Source organism: Aquimarina amphilecti (assembly GCF_900109375.1).
GTDB classification, from domain to species: domain Bacteria; phylum Bacteroidota; class Bacteroidia; order Flavobacteriales; family Flavobacteriaceae; genus Aquimarina; species Aquimarina amphilecti.
In genome coordinates this window covers 14,545-40,957 of the sequence record NZ_FOAB01000005.1, presented here as the reverse complement: position 1 = coordinate 40,957, position 26,413 = coordinate 14,545, and the positions used below count along the sequence as shown (strand labels likewise).

General features: G+C 31.6%; 24 protein-coding genes and 1 tRNA gene. 22 read left to right on the top strand and 3 right to left on the bottom strand.

The genetic code is table 11. The annotated features are described in order from the left end of the window. Positions 1–267 precede the first annotated feature (267 nt). Complete coding sequence (locus BMY33_RS13740) at positions 268–1,644, top strand: hypothetical protein (protein ID WP_244543023.1); 1,377 nt, start codon at positions 268–270, stop codon at positions 1,642–1,644. A 132-nt stretch (positions 1,645–1,776) separates the two neighbouring features. Here BMY33_RS13740 and BMY33_RS13735 read toward each other — a convergent pair whose 3' ends face one another. Next, the gene (locus BMY33_RS13735) at positions 1,777–3,324 is read right to left on the bottom strand and encodes a thiol-activated cytolysin family protein (RefSeq protein WP_091409552.1); all 1,548 of its coding nucleotides are present in this window, start codon (positions 3,322–3,324) and stop codon (positions 1,777–1,779) included. A 312-nt stretch (positions 3,325–3,636) separates the two neighbouring features. On the opposite strand from BMY33_RS13735, the gene BMY33_RS13730 reads away from it, so the two are divergent. The 5 genes from BMY33_RS13730 to BMY33_RS13710 all read left to right on the top strand — a co-directional run bounded on the left by BMY33_RS13730 (position 3,637) and on the right by BMY33_RS13710 (position 8,548). Further along, positions 3,637–5,514 (top strand): tetratricopeptide repeat protein, encoded by a 1,878-nt coding sequence (locus BMY33_RS13730; protein WP_091409550.1) that lies wholly within the window; start codon positions 3,637–3,639, stop codon positions 5,512–5,514. 48 nt (positions 5,515–5,562) lie between these two features. Then, positions 5,563–6,789 (top strand): multiheme c-type cytochrome, encoded by a 1,227-nt coding sequence (locus BMY33_RS13725; RefSeq protein WP_091409548.1) that lies wholly within the window; start codon positions 5,563–5,565, stop codon positions 6,787–6,789. 227 nt (positions 6,790–7,016) lie between these two features. After that, positions 7,017–7,334, top strand: coding sequence for a thioredoxin (trxA, locus tag BMY33_RS13720; RefSeq protein WP_027394894.1), 318 nt, complete (start codon positions 7,017–7,019; stop codon positions 7,332–7,334). 124 nt (positions 7,335–7,458) lie between these two features. Next, positions 7,459–8,388 carry a DUF58 domain-containing protein gene (locus BMY33_RS13715; RefSeq protein ID WP_091409545.1) on the top strand — a complete coding sequence of 310 codons (930 nt, stop codon included), beginning with the start codon at positions 7,459–7,461 and terminating at the stop codon, positions 8,386–8,388. An 86-nt stretch (positions 8,389–8,474) separates the two neighbouring features. Beyond that, positions 8,475–8,548, top strand: a tRNA-Asp gene (locus BMY33_RS13710). A gap of 540 nt (positions 8,549–9,088) precedes the next feature. Here the strand turns inward: BMY33_RS13710 and BMY33_RS13705 are convergent. After that, complete coding sequence (locus tag BMY33_RS13705; RefSeq protein ID WP_091409543.1) at positions 9,089–9,589, bottom strand: DUF456 domain-containing protein; 501 nt, start codon at positions 9,587–9,589, stop codon at positions 9,089–9,091. Positions 9,590–9,739: 150 nt separating this feature from the next. On the opposite strand from BMY33_RS13705, the gene BMY33_RS13700 reads away from it, so the two are divergent. From BMY33_RS13700 to BMY33_RS13635, 14 genes are all read left to right on the top strand, one after another. Further along, on the top strand, positions 9,740–10,162 hold the full coding sequence (locus BMY33_RS13700) for an energy transducer TonB (protein WP_118389035.1): 423 nt from the start codon (positions 9,740–9,742) through the stop codon (positions 10,160–10,162). Positions 10,163–10,493: 331 nt separating this feature from the next. After that, entirely contained in the window at positions 10,494–12,374 is a 1,881-nt protein-coding gene (locus BMY33_RS13695; protein ID WP_091409538.1) for a M56 family metallopeptidase, read from the top strand. 91 nt (positions 12,375–12,465) lie between these two features. Next, on the top strand, positions 12,466–14,511 hold the full coding sequence (locus BMY33_RS13690; protein ID WP_170837078.1) for a peptidylprolyl isomerase: 2,046 nt from the start codon (positions 12,466–12,468) through the stop codon (positions 14,509–14,511). Positions 14,512–14,549: 38 nt separating this feature from the next. Further along, positions 14,550–14,921 (top strand): BlaI/MecI/CopY family transcriptional regulator, encoded by a 372-nt coding sequence (locus tag BMY33_RS13685; RefSeq protein ID WP_091409532.1) that lies wholly within the window; start codon positions 14,550–14,552, stop codon positions 14,919–14,921. After that, a complete protein-coding gene (locus BMY33_RS13680) occupies positions 14,902–16,080 on the top strand; it encodes a tetratricopeptide repeat protein (protein WP_091409530.1) in 1,179 nt (392 codons plus the stop codon). The genes BMY33_RS13685 and BMY33_RS13680 overlap by 20 nt, the downstream gene beginning before the upstream one ends. 122 nt (positions 16,081–16,202) lie before the next feature. Then, on the top strand, positions 16,203–16,682 hold the full coding sequence (locus BMY33_RS13675; RefSeq protein WP_091409527.1) for a hypothetical protein: 480 nt from the start codon (positions 16,203–16,205) through the stop codon (positions 16,680–16,682). Positions 16,683–16,718: 36 nt separating this feature from the next. Next, positions 16,719–17,276, top strand: a complete 558-nt coding sequence (ruvC, locus tag BMY33_RS13670) for a crossover junction endodeoxyribonuclease RuvC (RefSeq protein ID WP_027392999.1) — start codon at positions 16,719–16,721, stop codon at positions 17,274–17,276. Between the two features lie 63 nt (positions 17,277–17,339). Then, the gene (gene hemW / locus BMY33_RS13665; protein ID WP_091409524.1) at positions 17,340–18,476 is read left to right on the top strand and encodes a radical SAM family heme chaperone HemW; all 1,137 of its coding nucleotides are present in this window, start codon (positions 17,340–17,342) and stop codon (positions 18,474–18,476) included. 39 nt (positions 18,477–18,515) lie between these two features. Continuing rightward, positions 18,516–19,268, top strand: a complete 753-nt coding sequence (locus BMY33_RS13660) for a cyclase family protein (protein WP_091409522.1) — start codon at positions 18,516–18,518, stop codon at positions 19,266–19,268. After that, positions 19,265–19,621 (top strand): DUF4260 domain-containing protein, encoded by a 357-nt coding sequence (locus tag BMY33_RS13655; protein ID WP_091409519.1) that lies wholly within the window; start codon positions 19,265–19,267, stop codon positions 19,619–19,621. The genes BMY33_RS13660 and BMY33_RS13655 overlap by 4 nt, the downstream gene beginning before the upstream one ends. Before the next feature lies 1 nt (position 19,622). After that, on the top strand, positions 19,623–20,237 hold the full coding sequence (locus BMY33_RS13650; protein WP_091409517.1) for a DUF4230 domain-containing protein: 615 nt from the start codon (positions 19,623–19,625) through the stop codon (positions 20,235–20,237). A 5-nt stretch (positions 20,238–20,242) separates the two neighbouring features. Continuing rightward, a complete protein-coding gene (locus BMY33_RS13645) occupies positions 20,243–20,647 on the top strand; it encodes a GNAT family N-acetyltransferase (protein WP_091409514.1) in 405 nt (134 codons plus the stop codon). Between the two features lie 12 nt (positions 20,648–20,659). Then, entirely contained in the window at positions 20,660–21,016 is a 357-nt protein-coding gene (locus BMY33_RS13640; protein WP_091409513.1) for an MmcQ/YjbR family DNA-binding protein, read from the top strand. A gap of 63 nt (positions 21,017–21,079) precedes the next feature. Further along, complete coding sequence (locus BMY33_RS13635; RefSeq protein ID WP_091409511.1) at positions 21,080–22,849, top strand: MutS-related protein; 1,770 nt, start codon at positions 21,080–21,082, stop codon at positions 22,847–22,849. Here the strand turns inward: BMY33_RS13635 and BMY33_RS13630 are convergent. Then, complete coding sequence (locus BMY33_RS13630; RefSeq protein WP_091409510.1) at positions 22,826–23,686, bottom strand: AraC family transcriptional regulator; 861 nt, start codon at positions 23,684–23,686, stop codon at positions 22,826–22,828. The genes BMY33_RS13635 and BMY33_RS13630 overlap by 24 nt on opposite strands. Positions 23,687–23,824: 138 nt before the next feature. Here BMY33_RS13630 and BMY33_RS13625 point away from each other — a divergent pair, with 138 nt between their 5' ends. Next, the gene (locus tag BMY33_RS13625; RefSeq protein WP_091409507.1) at positions 23,825–24,745 is read left to right on the top strand and encodes a dihydrodipicolinate synthase family protein; all 921 of its coding nucleotides are present in this window, start codon (positions 23,825–23,827) and stop codon (positions 24,743–24,745) included. Positions 24,746–24,828: 83 nt separating this feature from the next. Beyond that, positions 24,829–26,412 (top strand): aldehyde dehydrogenase (NADP(+)), encoded by a 1,584-nt coding sequence (locus BMY33_RS13620; RefSeq protein ID WP_091409506.1) that lies wholly within the window; start codon positions 24,829–24,831, stop codon positions 26,410–26,412. Position 26,413: the final 1 nt, after the last annotated feature.

Below are 26,413 nucleotides of genomic sequence, written 5' to 3'. Positions count from 1 at the left end.
AATATAATAATTATTTGTTAAAAACTTAATTTAAAAAAATAATTGCTCTTACCCAAATAAGTTGTAAGCAACTTTCAATCAAATACTTAAATAATATCAATTTGATTTAACAAGTATTATTCCTCTCATTTTAACATTCCCTCCTGTAAGTACAAAATATCGATGTCGTCTCAAACTATGTAAGATCTTAAGACCCTTATATAAAACGATTGGCCAATTGTTTTTCTATTTATTTTTTTCAGAATATAACTATTAAAAACACAAAAAATGAAAAATTTTAAAACCATACTTTTAGGTATTTTCACTATCTCATTATTTATGGCCTGTAATACAGATGATACTGTTGTTACAGAAGATCAATTGACAACAAGCGAAACTGCGGAAGATGCTCTAGAAAAAGAAGCACAATCCAAAGGATTATTTCAGTCGTTAAAAGCATTAAAAGAAGCTAAAATCCTTTTAAGCAGTATCCATAGAGATGGTGGAATCCCATTTAATGTATTTAATCCCGCACTAAGATTTACAGAGTCACAAAATGTATTTCTACCAAGTGTTTTAGGTATTGATTTTAGAATAGATAGATCTGTTGTCCCTGCAGGACCTACAGCTCGATTCCCTATGTTTCAAGGCTTGGAAACATTGCCCGATGGAAATGTTAGAAAAGGATATTATGTAATTACGGAAGCATCTGATAAATTTATGGCTAAAAAATTGGGTGTGATTTTCTCACCTAGAATGGCTGCATCTGTAGGATCAGGTGGGGAACAAAAGGGATATTTTAATCGTAATGGAAGGCTTGTTTTTGAAGGGTCTGTAGACTTTTCGCCAAAAAGATCTTTAGTAACTGGAGCTCCAGATGGATTATTATTTGGTTTTCCTCCAGCAGAAGCTAATCCTGGTGCTATAGCGGATTCTAAATGGTCTTCTTATGTAGTATTACCAAGTGGTGTAGTTATCAATGCGCAATTAGTAGCTAATAGTACTGGTATCCACGATAGAATTCCAAACCCAAATGGAAATAGTATCGAAGATCAGGATGACTTAAACAATCCTAACCTAGCTATTGACCAGGCATCTGTTGTAATGCAACTTTTAGATGGATGGCAAAATGGTAAACCATATTATTTCCATATTGTTACAGATACATCAGACCCAGGACCTGCTACTATAGAATTAGGGGTTTTTGCTCCAAGATTAGCTAATTTACCAACATTTGGATTGTTTCCTGGAGGATCTATGTTACCTTTTAGCCCAACAGCGAATGGTAGAACAACAGATACCGATGGTTTTGGAGTACAAGGCTTGAATACTGCTTCTTTAAGCGATCAACAAGTACAGGATCCTACAAATACATTTCCAATTGACCCAAGAGATGTAAGATATGCACCAATGTGGGATGCACACGTAACTGAATTTACAATTCCAGAATCAGAGCGTCCAATCTTAAGAAGTTTTGATCAAGTAAATCAACTTCTAGAAGAGGGTATTTTAATTCCTTTTAGAGGCAATGCCAATCCTAGCCCATTAGCAAATTCTTTATCTGACTTGCTAACTGCAACTGGAGCCATCATAAACTGTCCAGTTATTACGCAACCCAATGCAAATGTTATTGGTACTCAAATTGGATTGCCTCGTAATAATTAATAAAGCAATAAAATAAATTCTTATCAAAGCTCAGAGGTCATTGTACTTCTGGGCTTTTTATATAAAAAGCCGGCATCAAGTTGTTGAATCACAACTTTAGACACCGACTTTACAAAAGGATAATGCTATTTTTTATTGGCAGGTTCTTACTTTCACTTCCAAGAAATCTCGATAAGATTCAAAACAATCTTCATAGTCGTGAACATATCCCCCTATATTATCCGTCCATTTATTTTCATAACCGGTACCCGCTTTTGCTCGATCTATATAATAATAAATATCGTAAGCACCATCTGGTGGAGTAATTGTAGTATTCTCCCCATCTACCTTATTTTCCACCCAAACAATATTCGCATAAGGAACACTAGCTCCATCTTTTATTTTATATTCAATGCCTATTCTAAAATTATCAACTACTGTGTTCTTAAATACTATTCGATTATGCTCACGCTTCGCAGTAGTACAATTTAATGCCACATAATCTGTAGTATACCCCATTTTAGCCAGACTATTGTCTTTTAAAAATCGTATAGTATACGCTATAGGCACTCCTGGATTATTCCTACTATATACCGCATTTTCTCCTTTAATAATAGATTGTAAATCTCCGAAATTTTGAGCAGAAACTGCTTCAGAAGCCACTGCAGCGTTCCCTCCAATCGTTACTGTGGTAATATTAGATTCATTCAATATTTCTTTATATTTTGCTTCTACATCTCCAGATGCATTCGTTACCCCACTTGCATAGTTAAAAGCTCCTGTTAACTCTGATTCTGTAGCCTCGGCAGTGGTTTCCATTCTAAACATAATAATCCTACCATAATTTACCGAATGCACATATGCTGGTGGAGTATCAGAATTAAATGCAGCTTCTATTCTTGATAAGGGCACATCAGCTCCAAAAACAACTGCTGGATTATCAGGTGTATCCATAGTTATTGTATAAAAAACTTGTTTAAACACCATAATAGCAACTCTTCTGGTAGATGTAGTTTCGTAATTGAACTGTGCAGAAACATCTCCTGTTGCCCACTCCGTATTCATCCCTACTTCTAAACTCATTTGTTTAGAGCTGTAAGATGTACTTGCAGCATAAGAAGAATTAGATGGGTTTGTGTATCCTTCATCATAGGCATTGGCATTCCAATATTCTAATGCTTCATCAATTTTAGCTTGTACATTAGAATTTATTGGATCTTCTACTCTAATATTTCCTGCTTCACCAATACCTGGCAGATCTAAACGGATTGTCATTGGTGCCCTACCTAAGGTAAATGCTTCTGGCAAACCATCTCTCATAGATTCATTTCCAACCACTAATGCTCCTGGCCAAATGATTCCTCTAGTTGGTCGTAGAATTGCCACATCCTCAAAATTAGCTTTAAGATTATAATCTACACGAACACAGGTTGTTTCTATTCCAGTATCGTAAGAGTTATCCGTAGTAGTTTCGCCTGGTGTTTTCAATAATGCTTCTCCACCAGTTTCTTCAACACCCAATAACTGATTAGCATCATAATCAAGATTATTAATAAAATCATTAATAGTATTCGCTTCGGGATTAGTAGGTTCTCCTAGAATAGGATCTTCATCCTTACTACAAGAACTGCATGCGATACAAGAACATATTAAACTAACTAATATAAACGCTTGGGGCATTTTTAAAATTGAAGTTTTCATGATTTATGTTTTTTTCGATTCAACAAGTCAAAACTATTTGAAAACTCACCTTTTGCCTAATTTTCGGTATGGACAAAGTATGGACAAGCATTAAAAATCAATACGTTACACAGATTCATTATCTTTCGTTTTATTGTAAACCCATGTTGTACATTTCTTAGTATTTTCAATGATTTACACGATTCTAAGTAGGAGAAAAATTCATTACAAAAAGAGGTTTTCTTATAAAAAAGCTTATTTGTAAAATGGACAAACTCTTATAATTATAGTATTTATTGCCTAACTTAGATGGAAACTAAATGATCATCTTTTATGAAGTTTTCTGCTTTTATTCTGCTCATATTTCTTTTTAGTCTTCAAAACATACACAGCCAAAATCAAAAGGTGATCGATAGTATGGTAAGCGTCTATAACTCTCTTCCTGACAATTATGAAAAAGTAATGACATCAGCCAGATTATATTATGCAGAAGTATATACCAACCCTCAAAAAGGAGAAAAGCACGCAAGAAATTCAATTCGGATATCTCAAAAAATTGATTACACATCAGGAGTGACTGTAGGCCATTTTCATATAGGCGTGTATTTTTATCTGGTTCGCGACTTAGATTCTGCAAAGTTCTATTATAACAAAACATTAGATCTTGCCCAAACATCACAAGACCGAGTTATGATATCGAAGGCGTATTCTGAATTAGCACAGATTGCACAGGATGAAGGAAGTTTTGAAAAGGCACTACAATTAAGGAATTTTGGCAACCAAGAATTTAAAGAAGCTAACGATTATCTAAATTATGGAATTGGAATCGGCAGTAAAGCAATGATTTACAACGATAAAGGTGATTTCAAAAAGGCTGTAGAACAAAGTTTATTGGCCTTAAGAATTTTAGACACAATAGATAGAGAACCTTATCGAAAAGCTGATATCAATTCTCAGATTGGAAATATTGAAGCTCGACGCAATAATATACACCAGGCTATAAAATATTACAATAATGCTTTAAATATATACATAGAAACAAATGACAACATCTATATAAGCAATACATATATTAAAATAGGTGAGTCCTACCAAAGTCTTAAAAATTATAAAGAGGCAAAAAAAAATATCAGCTTAGGATTGGATATAGCTAAAAAATACAACATCAAAGACAATATAATGAATGCATTATCAGGACTTGGAGAAATTTATGCTGAAGAAAAAAAATATGAAAAAGCAGTGGAATATCTAAACAAAAGCCTAGAAATGAGTACTGAAAATGATTTTTTGAATCATATTTCTATTCTTAATACTATGGGATATGTGCTAACCCAAAAAGGAGAAGAAAAAAAAGCGTTGCAATACTTGCAGACATCTATTCGAAAAGCAGATTCTTTGGGAGCTATCTATCAATTAAAAAATGCTTTTCAACAAAGAGCCGCCACGTTTGAATCTTTAAAAGAGTATCAAAAAGCCTTATCCGATACAAAAGAGTTTAATCGAATTGCGGATAGCCTCGATAATGTTACCAAATCAAAACAGATTGAAGAACTTAAAATAACTTACGAAACAGAAAAAAAAGAAGCTGCAATTGCTTTACAAAAAGAAGAAATAAAAAACCTAAGTCAACAAGTAGAAATAAGCAACCTACGAAAAACGCTATATGCAGGAGGAATGATCTCTTTTATAGCTGTCTCTGGATTACTATTCTTCGGATTCAAACAGCGCATCAAAAAGAATAAAATAGAACGAGAAAAACAAGAAGCAATATATAAGCAAGAAATTGAGTTCAAAAAGAAGGAACTTACTTCGCAAACACTACACTTAGTACAAAAGAATAGTTTCATTCAGGAATTAAAAGAAAATCTGGAACGTATTAAAAATTCTCCAGAACTTTTTAAAGTAGAATTCAGACGTTTGGTATTACTATTAAAAAAAGAAAGCGCCGAAGACAAAGACTGGGAAGTGTTTAAGTCTTATTTTGCAGATGTACATAACAACTTTGACAATAAGCTCAAGTCAATCTACGCTGAAATCTCTGAAAAAGAAATACGATTAGCTTCTTTTTTAAGAATGAATCTTACTACTAAAGAAATCGCAACCATGCTAAATGTATTGCCAGATAGCGTTCTAAAATCAAAATATAGACTTAAGAAAAAACTAAACTTAGATAAAGAAATCGATTTATATCAATTCTTGAACACCCTCTAAACCCATTTGATTCAAAATTATCATATCTTGTATGGGATTCTAGGCACAATGCAAAAGCGTACATTATATATTGTTGGTTTAATTATTCTTATTGGTATAATTTGTTATTTCACTTTGTATCAAAAAGAAATTAACGATACAAGTGAATACTTAGCGATTACTCCGGTAGCTGTTCATACTAATGGGATGGATTTTATTGACTCATCTACTTGCATAGAATGTCATCCCAGGATTGTAGAAGATCATTATAAAACAGCACATTTTAACTCTTTACAACTAGCAAACAAAAAAACAATTAAAGGTAGTTTTGAAAAAAGTAAAAACACTTTGAAATTAAACAACAAGGTTACTTTTAATTTTATTGAAAAAGATTCAGGTTTTTATCAAGAACCCACATTTAATAATCAAAAAACACCTTTTTACTCAGCTAAAATGGATATTGTAGTAGGTTCCGGTACGAAGGGACAATCTTATTTAATGTGGAATAATAATGACTTGTTCCAACTACAAGCTTCCTATTTTACTCCAACAGATAGCTGGATTAATAGTCCAGGTGCTCCAGATGAACTGGCTCCCGCCAGACCAGTATTAGAACGCTGTTTAGAATGCCACACCACCTATGCGCAAAACATCTCCGGAAATAAAAACAAAAATCAATTTCATCGAGAAAATTTGGTTTATGGCATTGACTGTCAACGTTGTCATGGTCCGGTAAAAAAACACTTGGTTTATCACAAGCAAAATCCTAAAGATACAATTGCCAAATATATTCTAAAATACAACTCCTTATCACGCCAACAAAGACTTGATGCCTGCGCGCTCTGCCATTCTGGTTTGAGAACAGAAACTACAGAACGTGCATTTTCCTTTACTGTTGGAGATACCCTTAAAAAGTTTTCATTTCCTGATTACAATGAGTCTAGCTTAAAAGATCTTGATGTGCACGGCAATCAATATGGTTTACTAAAAGCTAGTAAATGTTTTACGAGTAGCAATTCTCTTAATTGTACAACTTGTCATAATCCTCACAAAAAAGAGAGAGGAAACATTTCTTCATTTAATCAAAAATGTATGGATTGTCATACAACCATGTCAAAACCTATCAATTGTTCTGGAGATAAGGATAAAATTAAAGAAATGGACAATAATTGTATCCAATGCCATATGCCTTTAGTAAAAAGTAAAACAATGAAAATACACTTATTAGAGAGTGAAGAAATCTCTGTTGATGTAAGAACACATCTTATCGGAATTTATAATCTAAAAAACAATTAACTATAAATTTGTCTGAATTAAACTTTCTTCAAAACTAAAAACCTAGTCATTAGTAAACAAAAGAAAAAAGCAATTACCTATCGTCAGAACAATTTAATAGTATATTTGGTATCAACAAATTCAATACCCCTATAGTCAAAACTAATATTATGACTGTAAGCTTTGGGAGAATTATTGACTAATTTTGTGTAATTAAAAATGAATAAAAATTTAAACAATAAATAACTATGGCATTAGAAATAACAGATGCTACTTTTGATGAAGTAGTACTAAAGAGTGATAAACCGGTATTAGTTGATTTTTGGGCGGCATGGTGTGGTCCTTGTAGAATGGTAGGTCCTATCATCGAACAAATCAGTGAAGAGTATGATGGAAAAGCAGTAGTAGGTAAAGTAGATGTAGACGCAAATCAAGAATTTGCTGCAAAATATGGAGTAAGAAATATCCCTACTGTATTAGTTTTTCAAAATGGAGAAGTAGTTGGTCGCCAAGTAGGTGTTTCTCCTAAAAACGTATATGCAGAAGCTTTAGATTCTTTAATCTAAAAAATTAGTATAATTCTATAAAAAAAGGGTTGACCGATTGTCAACCCTTTTTTTATAGAAAATAAATTAGTATCCGTATATTGTTTCAATTTTTAATACAGAAACCTAACACATAGTAAGGACGATGAATATCCAAAATGAAATTAATAAAACTGGAGGCTTTACTAATCTTGAACTTTTAGCTAAACAAGTAGTAGAAGGTTTTATTTCTGGAATGCACAAAAGTCCTTTTCACGGGTTCTCTGCAGAATTTGCGGAACACAAAGTATACAACAACGGAGAGAGCACAAAGCATATAGACTGGAAACTATACGCAAAAACAGATAAATTATTTACCAAAAGATATGAAGAAGAGACCAATCTTAGGTGTCATATTATCATTGATAACTCTTCTTCTATGCATTACCCCGAAACAAAGGAGCATCATTTAGGATCACTTAACAAAATTAGTTTTTCTGTATTAGCGACGGCTTGTTTAATGAATATTCTCAAAAAACAACGTGATGCAGTTGGACTAAGTATTTACAGCGATACTTATGATTATTATTCTCAAGAAAAAGGTAGCGAGAGACATCATCAAATGCTTTTAAGCAAATTAAGTCAACTTGTTACTTCTACTCCTGATACAAGAAATACCGATACTTACACATTTTTACATCAGATTGCAGAAAAAATTCATCGTAGATCACTCATTTTTTTATTTACAGATATGCTTCAAGCCACATCAAGTCCTGAAAAATTGTTCGAGGCTTTAAGACATCTTAAATATAATAAACACGAAGTAGTACTGTTCCATACTTTTGATAGCACTAAAGAATTGAACTTTGATTTTAATAATCGTCCAACTAGATTTATAGACGTAGAGACTGGTGAACATGTGAATTTATATGCTGACAATATCAAGGAAAACTACCAAAAAGCAGTTGCTTCTTATTTTTATGAACTTAAATTAAAATGTTCTCAGTATAAAATAAAATACGTAGAAGCCGATGTCACAAAAAATTTTGATAAAATTCTTACGACATATTTAGTTGAAAGGCAGAAATTTGTGTGATACTGGAAAAAATAAACTAAAAAAAATTGAAAAAACATTTGCGGATTTTAAAATGAGGTGTATATTTGCATCCGCAATAAGGCAATGGTCTGGTAGTTCAGTTGGTTAGAATACCTGCCTGTCACGCAGGGGGTCGCGGGTTCGAGTCCCGTCCAGACCGCAAATTGCAAAAGCTTCAACTAACATTGAAGCTTTTTTTTGCAATTAACGAAGTTGTGTTGTCCCACGCCATTTGCGTGGGTGGTTTAGTAAACCAATGAGAAGCTTTTCCTGAAAATGGAGAGGCTTTTTTTAATTTAAAGCCATATACTGATAAGCTTTAAACTCCTTAACTACCCTAGTATAATTCTACAGACAGTTAAACAGCTTAGTAATCCTCCCTCTTTAATTAGAGCAAAAAATCATATGGAATATAAGTAAAGAGATTTTAAATTAACAATTGTAATAATATTCCTACTAAAATACTTAAAAAACGACTATAAAATGTTAAAATGTCGTTTTATTCAGACAAAGTACACAAAAAATTTGGTGACTACCATTTTTTTACTATCTTTACAAAGTGAAAATGAGTTAGTGCTTTCATTATCCCCAAGATGAAAGTTTTTATAAAAGTGAGTTTTAATTTTAGAATAAGCCCCTAAATTAAGATGATTTGTGTGAAGAAAAAGAGCGTGGAGACGCTCTTTTTTATTGTTTATAACTAAAATAACTCTCCCCAGTATTCCCAAACTTTATTAACGTATAAAATAATAAAGGCAATTGACACAACAAATTTCACAAAAGTACCTGCAAGAAACCCAAGAAAGGATCCAAAAGCTGCTTTTAAAGCTTTAGAAGAATCCTTACTGTCTTTTATGAGCTCTCCAATAAAAGCACCAGCAAAAGGACCTATAACAATTCCTAATGGCCCCAAAAAAAGTAAACCTACAATAAGTCCTATAGAACTTCCTATCATTCCATATTTTGTTCCACCAAAATGTTTTGTTCCCCATGCTGGGACTACATAATCAAGCACCCAAACTACTAATGCTATAGCCAACGTAATCCCTAAAAAAGTCCAATTTTGAGGAATAACATTTGTAAAATGCAATATTAAAAGACCTATCCATGAAGTAAAAGGTCCCGGTAGTACAGGCAGAAAACTACCAATAATCCCAACTAAACATAAAATAAACCCTATTATGACTAAAGCTATATCCATAGTAATTTATTAGACTAATAAAAAACAATATTGTTACTGTACTATTACTTTTTTAATATAATTCTTAAAGTTGTATTAACACGTAAAATTCTTACAAACTATAAATTTGTAGGAAAATAAAATACTTTATTAACCTATCCTGCCCCCGAAATGAAAAAGTATATTCTTACTACTATCATGATCATTTTTATTGGTTTTTTTGCTTATTCACAAAAAAAGCCCACCACGGTTAAGTGCAAAAACAAAAATATCGAACGTGTTAGAAAGCATTGTGTTTGTAAAGATATAGAACAATATGCTAAAAATAATTACAATGTTAGATCCGTATCTTCCTATGCTCAATCTGGATTCAATCGTATTTATACAAGATTTAATATTTCTAATGATGGTCAAATCAAAAACATACAAGTCAAAGGAGGCTCACCGGAATTAGAAAAAGAAGCTATTAGAACTTTGATGTCATTTCCAGATATTATTCCCGCAAATCCGCAATCAAAGACTATATTAAATTCTCAAGAATTCTATACAATTTTAATTCAATTCGAGGTTAAAAACACTATCACTAATCTATAAACTACATTACCTCTAAACTCGTTATTGTACTTTAAACTATTTATTTTCAATACTTTAATATAGCACATGAAATATTTCCTGTAGAATTCACCAAAACTTACTCCCAAAAAAACAACTAAAAATCATAATTTTTTATTTTTTTTAACTAAAAATTTAGTTAAAACAAAAAAATACATATATTTGCCATTCAACTAAAATGTTAGTTGAATAGATGTAGTTACCTACAAAACAACATTGGGGTTGTCAATTTGAGTCTGATATTCTTTTTTTAATCATGAATATTCAGACTCTAGATTGACAAAGCCTTAACAGTTTTACTAAAAAAGAAAATATGTTTTATTACCTACTCCAAATCTTAATATTTCAGTTAGTATTTCTTTTGATTTATGACCTGTTACATAAAAAAGATACTTTCTTTAATTGGAATCGTCTATATCTATTGATAGTACCATTCTTATCGCTAGCACTGCCGTTTATAGAGATTGATTTTCTTAATTCAAGCGCCACCGAAGCTTACGTTTCTACTATTGAGAAAACTATTATCGCCTCTACTGAACGTACAATCTTAAACCCAAATTCAATTAATGATAATTCTAATACTTTTTCCGAATCTATTAATTGGTGGTTAATAATATACTTAATGGGGATAACAATAAATATAATACTCCTTATACTTAAGTTTCACAAACTTCATATACTAAGAAATGTTTCTAATATTTCTAGAGCTTTCGACAAAAGAATAGTAATACTTCCTAATAGCTCTCATGCATTTTCGTTTTGGAACACCATTTTTTTAGGAGATGCTTTAACTGAAGAAGAAAAGAAAAATATCATTTCACACGAACTGGTTCATGTAAATCATAAACATACTATTGATCAAATCGGTATAGAAATATTAAAAGTATTATTATGGTGGAATCCTTTAATATATATTTATCAAGCTAGGATCACCCTACTCCACGAATATATTGCTGACTCCGTTACTATAAATAAAGTAAATCAAAGAAATTATATAGAACAGTTACTTAATTCTGCTTTTCAAACAGAAAAAATAACTTTTATAAATCAATTTTTCAATCAATCATTAATCAAAAAACGAATACTTATGTTACAAAAGTCCCAATCAAAATCTATTGCCAAATTTAAATACCTACTTCTAATCCCGGTCATCACAGGAATCCTCACCTACACTTCTTGTAAAGATGATGGTGCATCTAAATCAGAAGACGCTACTATAACACAAGAGGAGAATAATGATACTAGTCAAAAAATAGCAACCAGCAACCAACCATCTTGTCTTAATAAAGATTCTAAATATGATAACACACTAGACAATTACTTAAAAATTACCAATGGAAAAAACGCTGATATTATTGCTAAAATAATCTCTTTAACTACTAATGAAGTTATTAGAACAGCTATTATCTACAAATCCCAAACTCATTTTATTAGAAATATACCTCAAGGTTCGTATCGAGTAGATGCAATATATGGAAGTCAATATGCAGAACAGGAAAAACACGGGGTATGTTCAGGAAGTTTTAAAACCGAGCTTCTTTCAGAAACTGGAGAAGACGTCCTAGATTATAATGTGATAATAAGCGAAAAAGGAAAAAACGTTCCATCATATTCATTAGCTCTTGATCTATTACCAGAAGATCTAAAAAAGGAAAACGATTATGCGTTAGAAACCATTAATAAAACCGGTAAAGAAAAAAAAGAACAATCTGATCAAGAAATGCTTAAAAATGCACAAAAATTGGCAGAGAAATATAATAATAACTCTTCGACTAGAACAAATGATATCTCAAAAAAAGAAGCTGAACCATATTGTGCAAATTCTGATGAATCCAGATACGACTATAGGTTAGATAATTATCTAAAAGTAACCAATGGAAAAAATGCTGAAGTAATTATCGATATTGTTAACTTAGAAACACTAAAAAGCGTAAGAACTATACACCTGCCTAAGAATACAGAATACTTCGTTAGAAACATTCCGGAAAGCAAGTATCACTTAAGAATTGTGTATGGAGAAGGTTATAAAAAAGAAGAAAAGAACGAAAAATGTGTACTTTCGTTTACCAACAAAAAAATAGAAGAAAGAGGACAAGATATTCTTGATTTTAATACAGTTATATCACCACAAGGTATTAATGTTCCTTCATATTCTATTTCATTAGATATGTTAGATGAACATAAACATCAATAGAGTAAACTATAAATAATTAATACTAACAGATATGCTTCAATATTGTATTCAAACTATATTATTTCAGTTAATATTTTTATTAGCGTACGACATGTTTCACAAAAAAGATACTTTTTTTACGGTAAATAGAGTATATCTTTTGGTTACTTCTGTACTTTCTTTGACTCTACCTTTTATTAAGGTTAAAAGTATCCAAGAAACTATTCCAGACGATTATGTAGTTAATTTACCCACTGTTTTTATCGGGGAAAGAATTTCGAATAACACTATCGAAGTTGCAAATACTGTTTCTTCAGCATCTCTAAATATAAACTGGTGGTTAGTTCTTTATACTGTTGGAGTATCCATCACTGTATTCTTATTTATTAGAAAAATAGTAATCATTCGTTCTTTAAAAGAAAAATCAACCAAAGGAATGGTCAATAAATTTCCGGTTAGAATATTATCCAATAGTAAAGATGCGTTCACTTTTTGGAACACTATATACATTGGCAATGAGTTATCCGAAACAGAGAAAGATAAAATTCTAATTCATGAGATTGTTCACCTTAAACAAAAACATACGCTCGATCTTATTTGGTTTGAAATAATCAAAATCCTTTTCTGGTTTAATCCTTTGGTTTACATATATCACTCTAGAATCATCACTTTACACGAATATATCTCTGATGCATCCGCTATTAGACAATTAGGAAAGAGAGCATATTATGAACAATTACTTAACTCTAATTTCCAGACCAAAAATGTAAAGTTTACCAATAATTTCTTCAATCATAAATTATTAAAAAAAAGAATTATCATGCTTCAAAAAACGAAATCAAAATCCAATGCTAAATTAAAATACTTAGCTATTGTACCTTTATTAGTTGTTATGCTTACATTCACCGCTTTTTCTCAAAAAGCTGTTGCTATTGCTAATATTTCATCCGAAAAAATAACAGATGAGATTAAAGAATTGACTAATTCACTATCTGATGAAACAGTCAACACGGAAATTGCTGAGGAAGAAACTAAAACCTCTACAGAAATTAACACTTCTAATAATGAAAAAGAGGTTTCAGGTATTATAGAAACTGAACCAAAACAAGAAGAAAAAATTCAGGAACCAATAAAAACAATTAATAAAGATTCATTATCAAAAGTAGATCAAAAAATAGTTGATCTACTTTTAGAAATTAAAAACGATATTGTCCAAGATGGTAAAAGCTTTGCAAGTAGAGCTGTATTATACTCAGAGGATCCTGGGTCTAAAGGTAATGGAGGACTATATTTTGTACAAAAAGATTCTCCTTTTCACGAAAAATTTAAAGCTATCGCTTTTAGTTTAAAAGAAGGTGAAATTTCTGATCCTTTTAGAACCTCTTTTGGATGGCATTTACTAACTGTGGATAAAATAAAAAAAGACGGAGTAGATGTAAGACACATCTTAATTTTAAGAGAACAAAATATCCCTTATGCAGCAGTAGAAAAAGTACCAAAGACACAGAATTGTAAGGATTTAACAAATAATGAAGAAGTAAAAAAATGTGTCTCTGATGAAATCAAACAATTCGTCAATAGGAATTTCAATGTAGACATTGCAGAGTCTATCGGTTTAACTGGGGTAAATCGAATTTTTGTAAGATTTAAAATAGATACTTTAGGAAATATCACAGAAGTTCAATCCCGTGGACCGGCTATCGAATTAGAAGAAGAAGCTAACAGAGTAATTAGTTCTCTACCTAAAATGATCCCAGGAGAGGCCAATGGAGAAAAAGTAAATGTTTTATATTCATTGCCTATTGTTTTTCAGGTACACGGCACCTCCGACCAAGAACCTGAAAAAAAAACTAAAAAACAGAATGTAATTACAGAAGATACAGTTCTAACTGAAGTATTATCAGACGATGAAAATCATACTATCAAAAAAGGATATTATATGGTAACTACCATTTTCAAACGTCAAAGTTATTTTGAAAAAGGCGTAGCTTTATTAAAAAAACAGGGGCTTAACCCTAAGCACTTCAGAAACCCAAAAGATTCGTACATATACGTATATCTAGAAAGATATGACACTTTAGATGAAGCCAAAGCAATGTTAACTTCTGATATGAATGGAAAATACACAGGAGATTTATATATATTAAAAATCCAATAATAAACTAAACGTAAAAGATAAATAATAGAGTCAAACAAATGAAACAACTCACCAAAGCAGAAGAAGAAGTAATGCAGTTTTTATGGCAACTTAATGAAGGAAATGTCGCTGCTATTATCGAACAAATGCCAGAGCCTAAACCAGCATATAACACTATCTCTACAATTATTAGAATTCTTGAGAATAAAGAGTTCGTTTCTCATCGTAAAGAAGGTAAGGGATATATTTATTTTCCTTTAGTTAAAAAAGAAGAATATAGTAACCAATCATTAAATAAATTAATGAACAATTACTTCAATGGATCTTTTAGAAATATGGTGTCATTTTTTGTAAAGAAAAATGATATGAACATGAAAGATCTAGAAACTATACTTCAGGAAATTAATAAAGATGATAGTAGTAATTCATAAAAGCATAAAATATTTTTTTTACATTTTAATAGCCTTGACTTTTATAAAAGTTGAGGCTCAAGACTCTCAACTAAAAATTGCAGATAGTCTTTATACAATTGGCAACTTTTCTGAAGCAATAAAAAGCTATAAAACAATCGTTCCGAAGGATGACTATATACTTCTAAAAATAGCTAAAGCTCATAAAGCAAAAGGCACTTATAAGGATGCCTTAAATTATTATGAAAAAGTAATTCTAATGAACACAGAATTACTTTCGGCAAAATTAGAATATGCTAAATTACTGATGTCTACTAATCAATTTAAAAAAGCAGATAGTGTATACTCAGACTTGGTTGCTAAACATAATGATAATCCAAATTTCCAATATCGTTTAGGGCTCGCCAAGAAAAAATTGAAAGACACTACTGCAATAACATATTTTGAAGAAGCATTTAGATTGGATAACACACATCAGAAAAGCTGTTTCGAAGTATCCAAGTATTATCTTAAAAAACGAAAATATAATACCGTAGAAGATACTGCTAATAAAGGATTAGCTTCTTATTCCGAAAATCCAGAATTAATCAACGTGCTCGCACAAAATTATCTTTTGCAAAAATACTACTCAGAGGCTATTCCATATTTCGAAAAACTTATTAAACTAAATCACGGCAATGAATTTGTTCATGCTTCATTAGCATTATGCTATCATAAAGATTATGAATTTAAAAAAGCCATTGAACAATACCTGCAAGCTTTAACTTTTAACAATCAAGTCCCGTTAAGATATACTCGATTGGCTCAAGCCTATACTTCTATCAAAAAGTATGATGAAGCACTAACTAGTTTTAAAATGGCATTAGAACTTAAAGATGTTCCTATAGATGAAGATCTATATAATATTGCCATGACCTATAGGCATAGAGAAGAATGGGAAAATGCTATTAAACATATGAAATTAGCTATTAGAGAAAACCCAAATTATTACAACGCACAATACCAATTAGCAACTTTTGCAGATGCCTATTACAAAGACCCTAAAGTAAAGTTGAAGTATTACAATAACTGTCTAAAAAAACTAGAAGCTAGTAAAGAAGACAATACATTTATTAACTTTCTTAAACAAACCATCAATAAAAGGGTCAAACAACTCGAACAAGAAATTGAGAAAAAATAAATTTATTTACGATAGCAAAAAGAGCATTCTTATCACATTGATATTAACCTTCTAAAAAAAAACTTTAATTTTATGCCCACAGAAATACTCTCCAAGTATTTTATAGTTATTAAAATTAATGAATGATTAAGAGGGTTTATTATATATCTATTTTAGTTTTCACACTTTTTTCTTGCGACAATTTAGTTCTCAAAAAAGAGAATCAAAAACAAGTTTTGAAGGAAAAATGGAATGAAATTGACAAAAATCAGGTTGATGAACCTCCTTTATTTGAGGCCTGCAAACATGTTTCTGAAGAAGAAATAGAACTTTGTTTCCATAACACTATAAATGAACAAATAGGAAACTATCTCCAAGATCAAACGATTACAGTAAAAGAACCTATTAACGATACTATCTGGGTTCCTTTACTAATTACTAAAGATGGAGATATTGTTCTTGAAGATTTTTTAGTTCCAGATATTATAACTTCTCAGATTCCAGATTTCAAAGATATCTTAGAAGAAAGTATTGATAACCTTCCCAATGTAGAACCTGCCCATACAAGAAGTACTCCTGTAAATACTAGATATAAACTTCCGCTAGTAATTAGTATTAATTAAGCGTACATTCCTTAGTTTTGTATAAATTAAAAGCTATTGGAAAGTGAAAAAATAATATTGGGTATTGATCCTGGAACCACCATCATGGGATTTGGCTTGATCAAAGTTGTTAAGAAAAAGATGTCTTTTTTGCAGCTTAATGAGTTGCAACTCAGCAAATATGACGATCACTACGTAAAGCTAAAACTTATCTTTGAACGTACGATCGAACTCATAGAGACGTATCATCCAGATGAAATAGCTATTGAGGCACCATTCTTTGGTAAAAATGTACAATCTATGCTTAAATTAGGTCGTGCGCAAGGAGTTGCTATGGCAGCAGGATTAAGTAGAGAAGTGCCTATCACAGAATACTCTCCAAAAAAAATAAAAATGGCAATTACTGGAAATGGTAATGCTAGTAAAGAACAAGTAGCAAAAATGCTCCAAAGTCTTTTAAAAATAAAAACACTTCCTAAAAACTTAGATTCTACAGATGGCCTAGCAGCGGCTGTTTGTCATTTTTATAATATGGGCAGAGCAGATATTGTTGGTAAAAGTTATACCGGTTGGGCTGCTTTTGTAAAACAAAACGAGAAACGAGTAAAGAAATAATTAAACTCAATAATTTAAAAATAAGGATTAGACCCCTCAACTATTATTCTAAAATCTAAAGCTATCAGCGGTATTTACATACATATTCCATTTTGCAAGCAAGCCTGTCACTACTGTGATTTCCATTTCTCTACTTCTGGTAAAAAGAGGGATCAAATGGTTTTTGCATTGTGTAATGAGATTAAGTTACGGAGATCAGAAATTAATGATCATGAAGTTATAGAAACAATATATTTTGGAGGTGGAACTCCCAGTATATTATCTGTTTCTGCTTTAAAATTCATTATTGATACCATCTATGAAAATTATCTTATATCCGATACTGTAGAAATTACTATAGAGGCTAATCCCGATGATCTAACAGAAGGGTATATAAAAGCACTAGCTTCAACAGAGGTAAATCGCTTAAGTATTGGTATTCAGTCCTTTTTTGACGAAGATCTAAAGCTTATGAACCGAGCTCATAACGACAATGAAGCTAAGACTTGTTTATCTATAGCAAGTAAGTACTTTGATAATATCTCTATCGATTTAATTTATGGCATCCCAGGAATGTCATCAGAAAGATGGCGAGAAAACATAAAAATAGCTTTAGAAACTAACGTTCCTCATATCTCAAGCTATGCATTAACCGTGGAACCAAATACAGCGTTATCATCATTCATAGAAAAAGGAGTCATCTCCCCAGTAAAAGATGAACTAGCCCAGCAACATTTTGAAATTCTAGTAGATACAATGGAAAAAGCTGATTTCGAATATTATGAGTTTTCTAATTTTGGAAGGCCCGGATATTTTAGTAAAAATAATACAGCATATTGGCAGGGTAAACATTATCTCGGAATTGGACCTTCTGCACATTCTTATAATGGAAAAGAACGCAGTTGGAACATCAAAAACAATATAAAATACATCAAGGCACTTCAAGAAAACAAACTCCCAAGAGAAATTGAAGAACTAACCACTACCGACAGATACAATGAGTACGTTATGACCGGATTGAGAACTATTTGGGGAGTTTCGCTCCGAAAAGTTGAAGACGATTTCGGACTTACTTATAAAGAATATCTTCTAAAACAAGCTCAAAAACATCTAGATGAACATCTCTTATTCCTTGATGGGGATATATTAATTGTTACTAAAAAAGGAAAGTTTTTAAGTGATGGGATTGCAAGTGATCTTTTCTTGCTAAATTTAGGGTAACTAGTTTCGTTAATATAAAACTAGTATAAGTACAACTTCATGATTACTACCATACAAGATAAAGAATGCCTTTACAAAATAGATATATCTAAACCTTTGGATATTTCAATTCCCTTGAGAGCAACCAATAATAACGTAAATGCCTGGTATATAACCGCTCCAAAAATTGAGCCTGTTACCGATGGAGATTGGATTGGTAAAGTTTCTGAAGGTGCTTCTACAAATTTTAATAACATCTATTTTAACCCACACGGACACGGAACACACACAGAATGTGTTGGTCATATAACCAGAGAGTTCTATAGCATCAATGAAACCTTAAAACAATTCTTTTTTACTGCAGAAGTTATTAGTGTAAATCCAGAAAAGAAAGGTGAAGATTTTGTAATTACAAAAAGTCTGCTAAAGGAATTAATTCATTCCAGTACAGAAGCTTTAATTATTAGAACACTTCCCAATCAAGATGAGAAAATTAACAAACAGTACTCTCATAGTAATTGGCCATATCTATCAGAAGATGCCGCAATATATATTCGAGAACTAGGAATAAAACATCTATTAATTGATCTGCCTTCAGTGGACAAAGAGAAAGATGATGGAAAATTATTAGCTCACAAAGCCTTTTGGAACTATCCAAAAGCAACAAGATTTGATGCTACCATTACCGAAATGGTTTTTGTAAATAATGCTATTACTGATGGAAATTATATTGTAAACCTCCAGATTGCTTCTTTTGAAAACGATGCTTCTCCTAGTAAACCAATTTTGTATAAAATAATAGAATCTACATGAAATCGACTTTACAATTAGAAGAGCTAGCGATGCTAGGACTAGGAATTTATATGTTTAGTCTGTTATCCTTTTCTTGGTGGCTGTTCTTGGCCTTATTTTTGATTCCAGATATAGGAATGTTAGGATATATCATTAACAATAAGATAGGTGCCTTTTCGTATAATATATTTCATCATAAAGGTCTTGCTATTTTAATTTATTTCATTGGGATTTATTATTCAGATGAACTCATACAACTTTGCGGAATTATTTTATTTTCGCATGCTTGTTTTGATAGAATTCTAGGGTATGGTCTTAAATATGAAAAAGGTTTTAAATTTACACACCTCGGTGAGATAGGTAAAAAGAATTAGTATGGAATTATTATTTATTGGATTGCTAACGGGTTCTGTTTTGGCATATTTTATTTTTGCTAGATTCAACGTCATAAAAAAAAGAGCAGGTATACAAACACAATCCACTATATTGATGGAAAAAATTAGAAGTGTCTGTAAACTTGTTACGGTAGAAGGTGATTTTGCAGAAATCTATCACTATGAAAGTGTAAAAGAAAAATTCTTTAAAACCATTAGAGGAAAGAAAAAAGCTTTGATTCTAATTGATGCAAAAGCACATGTAGGTTTTGACCTTTCTAAAATAAAAATGGAAAGTGATACTAAAAACAAACAAATTATACTAACACAGTTTCCAAGACCAAAACTCCTTACCATAGAAACTGATTTTAAATATTATGATAAAAAAGAAGGTTGGTTAAATCCAATGACATCTAATGATCTTACAGATATAAATCAAGAAGCTAAACAATTCATTATTGATAAAATACCGGAAAGTGGGTTAATAGAATCAGCAGGAAAGGAATTACTTACCGTTATCTCTCTTATGGAAACTGTTGCAGAATCCATAGGCTGGACATTAGACTACTCCGCCTTAGAACTCAATAATGATGTTGATCAACAGCTCCTAAACTAAAAAAGATGGGTCTCATTATCTCTACAGAAAAATCAAAATTGGACATTGATTTTATTCATCAATTTCTTACCAATGCGTATTGGGCAAAGGGAAGAACAAAACAAGAAGTGATAACTAGTATAGAAAATTGTCTTAATTTTGGCGTTTATATAAATGACGAGCAAATTGGTTTTGCGAGAGTACTCACTGATTATACCGTATTTGGATATCTAATGGATGTTTTTATAATCGAAAAACATAGAGGAAAAGGGTATTCGAAAATACTAATCAAAACAATTATGGAATATCCCGACTTACAAAAAGTTCATCGCTGGATGCTAGCTACAGCAGATGCTCACGGATTGTATAAACAATTTGGATTTGATTCATTACCAAATCCAAATCTTGTTATGGGTAAAAATGACAGATAAGAATATTATATAATGAATATAGAAGCTTTTAGAGATTATTGTTTATCGAAAAAAGGAGTTACCGAAGAGTTTCCATTTGATAAAACTACACTCGTTTTTAAAGTAATGGGCAAAATGTTTGCCCTAACTGGATTAGAAAGACATCCTTTTAGCGTAAATCTAAAATGCGATCCAAATAAAGCTATCGAACTAAGAGAATATCACTCAGAAATCGAACCAGGGTATCATATGAGTAAAAAACATTGGAATACTGTTAACTTTTCTGGAAGTTTAGCTACTAATATGTTATGCGAATTAATAGATCATTCTTATACGTTAGTAATAAATGGTTTAACTAAAAAAGCTAAGCAAGAATTAGAAAATCTTTAATATTAAAACTAAATAGAGTAGATAAAAGATAAACCTTTGTGTCTCTATTTTCTATAACATACAATGAATAATCCTCAACAATTCTATAATACACAAATAAACACTTATAGCCTATCTCTAAAAAAGGTAAAAAAACAACTAACTCTTTCTAGTACAATTAGACTTTTTGTCTTCTTAGGTATCATAGCCGGCATCTATTTTGGGTACCCAAATACGCAGATTATTGTTGGAAGTATCGTAATAGGAATTGCTCTTTTTATTGTAATGGTTAATCGCCATACCAATTTATCTTACACAAAAAATAAACTACAGAAGTTAATCGATCTTAATACATTAGAAATTGATGTTTTTGGTGGAGATTACAGTAAATTATCTAAAGGAAAAGAATTCATAGACCCTTCTCATAAATATAGCCATGATATTGATTTATTTGGAGATAGATCTTTCTTTCAATATACAAATAGAACAGCCACTGCAGCAGGAAAGAACAAATTAGCAAATTTATTACGAAGTAATAACATAAATAACATCGATGACAAACAAGAAGCTATAAAAAACTTAGCTAATCTAGCAACATGGAGACAAGAATTTGGTGCTATTGCCTCACTTGTTGATGTATCTGCTTCAGTATCTACAATTCGAAATTGGTTGCAAAACTATGTCCCATTTGTTCCTAAAATAATGAAGGTTCTTCCTACTATTATTTCATCTATTTCTGTAGTATTACTGGTATTATTATTCTTGGAAATTATTACTTTCCAAATGTTCTTAATTTGGTTTTTTATTGGTTTAGGAATAACAGGATCTCAACTAAAAAAAATCAATAGTTTATACAATCAAGCAAATAAGGTAAAAGATACCTTCGAACAATACTACAAACTAGTGGATAAAATTGAAAGTAGCAATTTTGAATCTACGCTACTTCGTGAAAGACAACAAAATGTAATTAACGATAAAGAAAAAGCATCCCTGATATTAAAACAGTTCGCCAGTATTCTAAATGCTTTTGATCAAAGGAATAATATGATGTTTGGTGTCTTTGCAAATGGTCTTCTTCTTTGGGATTTGATGCAATGTTATCGTATTGAAAAATGGATATCGGCCCATCATCATAAAGTAGATCAATGGTTTGAAGTCATTGCATTTTTTGATGCTTATAACTCATTAGGCAATTTTGCCTTTAACAATCCTGATTATGTATATCCAGAATTAATTAAAGAAGGTACCATTATCAATGCTCAAGAACTAGGACACCCTATGCTGAAAACAGCAAAACGTATTGATAATGATATTCTAATTAATAAAGAAGAATTTTTTATTATTACCGGAGCCAATATGGCTGGCAAAAGTACATTTCTTAGAACTGTAGCGTTACAGATTGTAATGTCTAATATTGGCTTGCCCGTTTGTGCCAAATCATGCACATATCGACCTATAAAGTTAATTACCAGTATGAGAACCTCAGATTCGTTAAGTGATGATGCTTCTTATTTCTTTTCTGAATTAACACAGCTCAAAAGAATTGTGGATGCGCTACAAGATGATGAGTACTTTATTATTTTAGATGAAATTCTTAAAGGAACGAATAGTAAAGATAAAGCTGCTGGATCACGAAAATTTGTAGAAAAATTAGTTAAAGCACAAGCTACTGGGATAATAGCTACACATGATTTAAGTCTATGCGAAATTGCATCAGAATTAAATCAAGTTAAAAACAGGTTTTTTGATGCGCAAATTATAAATGACGAGTTATATTTTGATTATAAATTTAAAGATGGCGTGTGTCAAAATATGAATGCTTCTTTCTTACTAAACAAAATGGGAATCGTGTAGTCTCTTCTTATATTTAGAAGGAGTAACCCCTTTTATTTCTTTAAATTTTCTATTAAAATTAGATAAATTTTTAAAACCACTATTATAAGAAGCTTCCGATATAGTAATCTCTGTTTCTTTAGATAAAAGTCTACAAACATTTTCAATTCGAACCTCTATCAAAAATTGAAAAAATGTTTTATTCGTTCGTTGTTTAAAATAACGACAAAAAGCATTTGGTGTCATATTAGCTAAGCTTGCTGCTTCTTTTAATGAAAAATCTCTATTAAACTCGTTCATTACAGCCTGAAATACGGTAGCCATTCTTTTTCCTTCATTATCTGTATATGCCCTTTTAGAAATAAATGATGATATTGTTTGAACCCTAGCCGTTTTTAATAACTTTAATATTTTTAAAAAGACCATAAAACGATCCAATCTTTCTTCTTTTCTTAGAATTTTAAGGAACTGTTTCTTAATTTTTTGTTTCTGTGATAGTACTTTAACTCCATATCCAGAATTTCTAAAAAAATTGGATAGATCTTCAAATTCTGGTAGTTCAAAAAATAGTTCGCCAAAAGATTCTTTTGTAAAAAAAAGAGAAATCATGTACGATTTCTGATCTGATCTTGCACTTTTTAATACATGTGGAACATTACTTCCAAAAATCAAAACATCATCTGGCTTATAATCAGTAATCGTATCACCAACTATTAAATTACCTTCTCCCGAAATAATAATAGAAATCTGTATTTCTTCGTGCTGATGAAACTTATCATATAAGACAATTTCATTATCTTCTTGAACAATTAAAGTATCGGTTGAAGATTTAGGTATTTTAAAAGGTAAGACTTTCATTAATAGCAGTATCTACTTCAATATTAATCATAAATTAACCAAATATCACAATACGAGGTAATATAGTATCATAATGAGATAATTTCAAAATATCGCCCTGATAAAATTGATAATATATTTGAACCAAAACTACAAGGAATGACTATAGATTGGAAAGGCGTTATGCCAGCGGTTACTACCAAGTTTACAGATAAAGACACTTTAGATTTATCCATGTTTACTACAAATATTGAAGCACAATTAAGTGCAGGTGTACATGGAATTATCTTAGGTGGTACCTTAGGAGAAGCGAGCACATTAAATAATGCTGAAAAAAGTATTCTAGTAAAAACTACCGTAGAAATTGTTAAAGGCAAAGTTCCCGTTATTATTAATATCGCCGAACAAAGTACAAAAGGTGCTATTGAAGCTGCTAAAAAAGCAGAAGAAGATGGAGCTAATGGACTTATGATGCTCCCGCCGATGCGATATAAAGCAGGAGATAGAGAAACAGTTGTCTATTTTAAAGAAGTCGCCAAAAACACTGATTTACCTATTATGATCTATAATAATCCAGTAGATTATAAAATCGAAGTAACTTTAGAAATGTTTGAAGAACTTATTAAACTCGACAATATTCAGGCGGTAAAAGAATCTACTAGAGATATTTCTAATATTACTCGTATAAAAAACAGATTTGGAGATCGATTAAAAATCCTTAGTGGTGTTGATACATTGGCATTGGAGAGTTTACTAATGGGTGCAGATGGATGGGTTGCCGGTTTGGTATGTGCATTCCCAGAAGAAACAGTAGCAATCTATGAACTACAAAAAGCAGGACGAATTAAAGAAGCAATAGCTATCTATCGTTGGTTTTTACCATTGCTAGAGTTAGATATAAATCCTAAATTAGTACAAAACATTAAACTAGCAGAAGTTGCTACTGGAATTGGAACAGAAAATGTACGAGCTCCAAGACTTCCATTAATTGGAGAAGAACGTAAAAATGTCTTACAGATTATTGAAAATGGACTAAAAACAAGACCTATGCTACCAGATTATAAATCACTGGTCGGTTAAATAAAATGCAACCAATTCTATGAGAATAAAATACTCTCAAATGAATTAAATTATTATAAAACTAACACACTAATTTGTCATTAATGATAAGCGGTAAAAATTACATTGGAAATCAACTTTCGGGAGAAGGTATCAAAACATATAAAACTTTTAATCCTAAACTGAATATAGAAAATCCAACTACTTTTCACGAAGCTTCTACAGAAGAAATAGAAAAGTCGATATCTCTAGCTTCTGAAGCCTTTGAAGCTTTTAAAAAAGTCTCTGGCATTAAAAAATCAGAATTTCTTAATGCTATTGCGGACGAAATTTTGAAACTAGATCAAGTACTTATCGATACATATATATCTGAAACAGGATTACCAGAAGGTAGAGCAAAAGGCGAACGCGGTAGAACTATAGGTCAGTTAAGAATGTTTGCAGAATTAGTTGCCAATGGTTCTTGGGTAGAAGCCACAATCGACACAGCAAATCCAGAACGCAAGCCTATAGCCAAACAAGATATTCGTAAAATGTTAGTTCCTCTTGGGCCTGTAGTTGTTTTTGGGGCTAGTAATTTTCCTCTAGCTTATTCTACAGCCGGTGGAGATACTGCTGCTGCATTAGCAGCTGGATGCCCAGTCATTGTAAAATCACATCCTATGCACGCAGGAACTGGAGAACTCGTAGCTTCAGCTATTGTAAATGCCGCTAAAAAAACAGGAATGCCAAATGGAATATTCTCGAATCTTAACAGCTCTGGAATCGAGGTTGGTACTAAACTGGTTGAGCATCCAAAAGTAAAAGCTGTAGGCTTTACTGGAAGTATAAAAGGAGGAAGAGCTCTTTTTGACTTAGCATCACAACGGCCAGAACCAATACCTGTATTTGCAGAAATGGGAAGTGTAAACCCTGTTATTCTTTTACCAAAAGCAACAACTTCTAAAGGAGCAGACCTTGCGAAAACCTATGCACAATCAATTACACTAGGAACTGGGCAGTTTTGTACAAACCCAGGTTTAATCCTAGGAATAAAAGGTGAATCACTTGATGATTTTATAAATACTTTATCTGATGAAATCGTAAAGATTGAACCTTCTTGCATGCTACATCCAAACATACTAGATAATTACGAAAAGAATAAAACAAATGCGATGCAACAAAACGGATTAATCACAGCTGCTGATTATGAAAATGATGTAGCTATTAATCACGCAAAACAAACGATAACTACTGTAGAAGGAAAAACATTTTTACAGAACACTACATTGCATCAAGAAGTATTCGGTCCATTTTCTATGGTTGTACAGTGCGAGAATATAGAAGAATTAGAGACTGTAATTACTAATCTAGAAGGACAACTTACAGGAACTATTCTTGGTGAAGATGATGAAATTGGAATGTATTCTCCCATAATAAACGCACTACAAAATCGTGTAGGGAGAATAATTTTTAATGGTGTACCTACAGGTGTAGAAGTGTGTCCTTCTATGCTCCATGGTGGCCCATATCCAGCATCTACGGATAGTAGATTTACTGCGGTAGGTATACATTCTATAAAAAGATGGGTTCGACCATTTAGTTATCAAAGTTGGCCAAATAATTTGTTGCCAAACGAACTTAAAAACGAGAATCCTTTACATATTTCTCGATTAGTAGATGGAAAACAAACTCATGACCAGGTTTAAT

Coding starts and splice junctions, on each gene's coding strand:
- BMY33_RS13620 (WP_091409506.1), top strand. CDS start 24,829: ATGATAAGCGGTAAAAATTACATTGGAAATCAACTTTCGGGAGAAGGT.
- BMY33_RS13660 (WP_091409522.1), top strand. CDS start 18,516: ATGATTACTACCATACAAGATAAAGAATGCCTTTACAAAATAGATATA.
- BMY33_RS13730 (WP_091409550.1), top strand. CDS start 3,637: ATGAAGTTTTCTGCTTTTATTCTGCTCATATTTCTTTTTAGTCTTCAA.
- BMY33_RS13685 (WP_091409532.1), top strand. CDS start 14,550: ATGAAACAACTCACCAAAGCAGAAGAAGAAGTAATGCAGTTTTTATGG.
- BMY33_RS13725 (WP_091409548.1), top strand. CDS start 5,563: ATGCAAAAGCGTACATTATATATTGTTGGTTTAATTATTCTTATTGGT.
- BMY33_RS13700 (WP_118389035.1), top strand. CDS start 9,740: ATGAAAAAGTATATTCTTACTACTATCATGATCATTTTTATTGGTTTT.
- BMY33_RS13705 (WP_091409543.1), bottom strand. CDS start 9,589: ATGGATATAGCTTTAGTCATAATAGGGTTTATTTTATGTTTAGTTGGG.
- BMY33_RS13675 (WP_091409527.1), top strand. CDS start 16,203: ATGATTAAGAGGGTTTATTATATATCTATTTTAGTTTTCACACTTTTT.
- BMY33_RS13680 (WP_091409530.1), top strand. CDS start 14,902: ATGATAGTAGTAATTCATAAAAGCATAAAATATTTTTTTTACATTTTA.
- BMY33_RS13640 (WP_091409513.1), top strand. CDS start 20,660: ATGAATATAGAAGCTTTTAGAGATTATTGTTTATCGAAAAAAGGAGTT.
- BMY33_RS13650 (WP_091409517.1), top strand. CDS start 19,623: ATGGAATTATTATTTATTGGATTGCTAACGGGTTCTGTTTTGGCATAT.
- BMY33_RS13690 (WP_170837078.1), top strand. CDS start 12,466: ATGTTTCACAAAAAAGATACTTTTTTTACGGTAAATAGAGTATATCTT.
- BMY33_RS13625 (WP_091409507.1), top strand. CDS start 23,825: ATGACTATAGATTGGAAAGGCGTTATGCCAGCGGTTACTACCAAGTTT.
- BMY33_RS13655 (WP_091409519.1), top strand. CDS start 19,265: ATGAAATCGACTTTACAATTAGAAGAGCTAGCGATGCTAGGACTAGGA.
- BMY33_RS13630 (WP_091409510.1), bottom strand. CDS start 23,686: ATGAAAGTCTTACCTTTTAAAATACCTAAATCTTCAACCGATACTTTA.
- BMY33_RS13695 (WP_091409538.1), top strand. CDS start 10,494: ATGTTTTATTACCTACTCCAAATCTTAATATTTCAGTTAGTATTTCTT.
- BMY33_RS13645 (WP_091409514.1), top strand. CDS start 20,243: ATGGGTCTCATTATCTCTACAGAAAAATCAAAATTGGACATTGATTTT.
- BMY33_RS13740 (WP_244543023.1), top strand. CDS start 268: ATGAAAAATTTTAAAACCATACTTTTAGGTATTTTCACTATCTCATTA.
- trxA (WP_027394894.1), top strand. CDS start 7,017: ATGGCATTAGAAATAACAGATGCTACTTTTGATGAAGTAGTACTAAAG.
- BMY33_RS13715 (WP_091409545.1), top strand. CDS start 7,459: ATGAATATCCAAAATGAAATTAATAAAACTGGAGGCTTTACTAATCTT.
- BMY33_RS13735 (WP_091409552.1), bottom strand. CDS start 3,324: ATGAAAACTTCAATTTTAAAAATGCCCCAAGCGTTTATATTAGTTAGT.
- BMY33_RS13635 (WP_091409511.1), top strand. CDS start 21,080: ATGAATAATCCTCAACAATTCTATAATACACAAATAAACACTTATAGC.